The following is a 2,760-nucleotide window of genomic DNA, read 5'->3' as shown; positions in this document are numbered from 1 at the left end:
CAAATCAACTACGTCCGCTCCGTCCTTCCGACACTATCTATGAAGAGAACCTGGCCCGTGAAAGACTTCGTCTTTATTGGGTGACTCCTCCCCCTCGATAGCCCTTCAATGCACCTCATGAACTTTCTCGTTCAGCCATATTTTGATCAGTGACTGATACGGAACGTCACGACTGTTTGCAGCAATCTTGATGCTTTCCAGCAATGAGATCGGCAGCCGCAGGGAGATGGATTGGGTCGTCGGTTTCAGGTTGGGAAGCGTCACCCGCTGGGCCGTCGACCAGTCCACGTAGTCGCTGGAATCGTGGTTTTCCCAGAAAGCGCGCTCTTCAGCTTCATTGGCAAATGCCGGCACGTTCTTACGTTTCCTGCTCATAGATGGCACGCTCCTTTCTTATGCATATCGCGAGCGGATACCACGCGGATCCTGCTGCTGTTGAAACGAAGGGTGAAGGTTATGTGCAAGAGTCGACCACCGTCGGGTTTTCCCAGGGCGTGAAAACGCGGCTCACCGTTGCTGTGCCGGTCATCGGTCAGCACGAGGAGCGGATCGTTGAAGAAAACCTGCTCCGCATCGGCCTGGCTTACCCCGTGCCCCCGCTGACCCCATGAGTTTTCTTAATGCAGTTTTCACCGATGCTACCTTATAGAAAACTCGCCATTGTTCTTACTTAACAATTTGCCGAGTTGAATGAATTTTTACCTTTCTCCGTCTTGCAATAACCAAAAGAACCATACCCGCAGCGAAGAGGCCAGCCGTTGAAGGCTCAGGTACCACCTCGAATTCAAAGTTCCCCCCCACAACGTCAGCTGCTAGCGGTGGAAATCCGAGATTGACAAACCCGACAATATCCGGGAAAAGCAACCCACCCCCCATAGCACCCACTCCATCCAAAAAACTAATCTCCGGGCTATAACTATGGGTATCGATTGGAATTGCATCGCTGTCAAATCGATCCTCATCATGGAAGACCTGCGAAGCTGCAAGACGAAAAATGTCTCCAGATGACAGGTACACCGGCGTGATATTCTTGAAACGAAAGTAGCCCCTAAGTGTTCCCGATGAGGTGGGAGTGAATGAAGACATCGCCAGAAGCACCCCGGAGTCACTCCATAGTCCCACCTCGTGGGTGTTTACAAAGCCGTCGCCTTCACTGTCTATGATGCCGAGACTTGTAACCTGTAGTGGGGAGTTTGCCTGAAAGCGGAACCCTTGACTTGCACCGTCAACTTCTCCAGTCATTGAGCTCACACCCAGCTCTTTAAGGGTGACGGCAGAGACGGTGATTGCCGACGCTTCCCCAGACAAGCCCAAGACAGCAACAACAAAAATCATAGTTATCCCGGATATTAGCCGTTTTGTTGTTTTTGCCATACGTTGCCTCCTCTCAAAAACAAGCCAAGCGCCAGAGCGGATTGACGCAGTGCCTCCCCTACGCTTCTCCCGCGAACCAGCTCTTGCTCCGGATCAAATGTCCAAATGTCAATCTTGCCCCTATCAGACCTTTGAAAAAATCCCCCATTCAGTCTTTGTCATTCCGTCAGATACCTAGTAGGGGCTAATTTTGGTGAGTTTTTTCAGCGAAGCTTGCTAGCTTTTCTGGCGTAAGGAACACGGGCTGTACAAGCGGTCTCTTCACTGATTCAGGTATTCTTTAAGTTATTGTTTTGTATTATTGGGAGTAGGGTCTATTTTTCTAATACGGTCTATTAAATTTCTAAATTTGCCATAATTATTGATATAGGCAAAAGCCTTATTGTTATTTGAATCTTTCAGGCAATTTATCGGTATGCAATACAAAGCGTCTCGGCACTTCTTTTCATCATTCTCAGAAAACGCCTTGTACTCATCATTATAATACGCAATTCCGTACAGCTCATTTTGCCCTTTTGTATTATCGAAAATGTTCTTAATTTCGTTGTATATTACTGGTGTATTAGCTAGAGGTTCAAGCTTAAGAAATATTTTTGCTCCTTCTTGATTTGCGATTTCTATATTTTTGCTTAAACCTAATCCTCCATCAAGTGGAAAGTTTATAGAAGCTTCGACTTTTTCTGAAGAAGATTTGCTAATGCTAGCTGTAGCTTCAATATTTATTTCTGAAATTTTATATAACGTAAATGTACTACCGATCTCTTTATATTTTACAAATTCTTCTAACAAGCTTTTTTCGGTGGCTGTAACTAAAGCTCTTTTATAAATTACAACAAGCTCATCTACAGGAGTATTCCCTGACAAACTGCTTTTTACACAAGTACACCCAGGTAACAATAATGATAGACATGTTAGTAACATAATTATTAGTTTCATAATATACTCCTTTATCTTTTAATTAATCCAAATCTATTTATCAACAAGTAACTTATAGATCAAAATAACTACCTTGCAACTAACAACAAGATGCATTATTAGCAAAAAGAATCAAATAGTAGATAGACAACAAAATGAGTCAATGACATAAACTACAGCAAGCACCGATCTGACTAACAAAATATCACAGCACAAACTTCCCACACAGCCGCTCGACAGCTCCCACAGTATCAAGCCCCGAAAAGTCGCTTGTTCCATCCTAAGGCCATCACCAGCCCCAGCGACATCAGCAACCAAGTCGACGGCTCGGGTTGAGTGGACCCTATAGTCAAGACAATAAACCGTCGAGTTTAAGGTGGTGCCCGGTCGCGCAGCTGACCGGCGCTGCCCCAGTTTTGAGCGTGGTTTTACGCTCAACAAATTTGTCCACGATTCTTGCTCCGCCGCCGC

4 protein-coding genes and 1 pseudogene are annotated in these 2,760 nt (G+C 45.4%); all 5 read right to left on the bottom strand.

What is annotated here, in order from left to right; all coding sequences use genetic code 11:
* Positions 1-105: 105 nt before the first annotated feature.
* Complete coding sequence (locus RCH91_RS20820; protein WP_306537311.1) at positions 106-375, bottom strand: BrnA antitoxin family protein; 270 nt, start codon at positions 373-375, stop codon at positions 106-108.
* Positions 359-593: pseudogene (locus RCH91_RS21535) on the bottom strand (BrnT family toxin); the annotation flags it as partial. The pseudogene RCH91_RS21535 and the gene RCH91_RS20820, both read right to left, overlap by 17 nt.
* A 73-nt stretch (positions 594-666) precedes the next feature.
* Positions 667-1,374: a PEP-CTERM sorting domain-containing protein gene (locus tag RCH91_RS20810; protein ID WP_306537308.1), complete on the bottom strand. Its 708-nt coding sequence runs from the start codon at positions 1,372-1,374 to the stop codon at positions 667-669.
* Between the two features lie 285 nt (positions 1,375-1,659).
* Positions 1,660-2,310, bottom strand: a complete 651-nt coding sequence (locus RCH91_RS20805; RefSeq protein WP_306537307.1) for a hypothetical protein — start codon at positions 2,308-2,310, stop codon at positions 1,660-1,662.
* Positions 2,311-2,540: 230 nt separating this feature from the next.
* A complete protein-coding gene (locus RCH91_RS21530) occupies positions 2,541-2,642 on the bottom strand; it encodes a PEP-CTERM sorting domain-containing protein (protein WP_373694417.1) in 102 nt (33 codons plus the stop codon).
* Between the last annotated feature and the right edge of the window lie 118 nt (positions 2,643-2,760).

Source organism: Geobacter sp., assembly GCF_030834625.1.
GTDB lineage: Bacteria > Desulfobacterota > Desulfuromonadia > Geobacterales > Geobacteraceae > Geobacter.
This window is presented reverse-complemented; position numbering and strand designations above follow the sequence as displayed.

What these genes read in the sequence shown, in the direction of transcription:
- RCH91_RS20820 (WP_306537311.1), bottom strand. Translation starts at nt 375, where the DNA reads ATGAGCAGGAAACGTAAGAACGTGCCGGCATTTGCCAATGAAGCTGAA.
- RCH91_RS20810 (WP_306537308.1), bottom strand. Translation starts at nt 1,374, where the DNA reads ATGGCAAAAACAACAAAACGGCTAATATCCGGGATAACTATGATTTTT.
- RCH91_RS20805 (WP_306537307.1), bottom strand. Translation starts at nt 2,310, where the DNA reads ATGAAACTAATAATTATGTTACTAACATGTCTATCATTATTGTTACCT.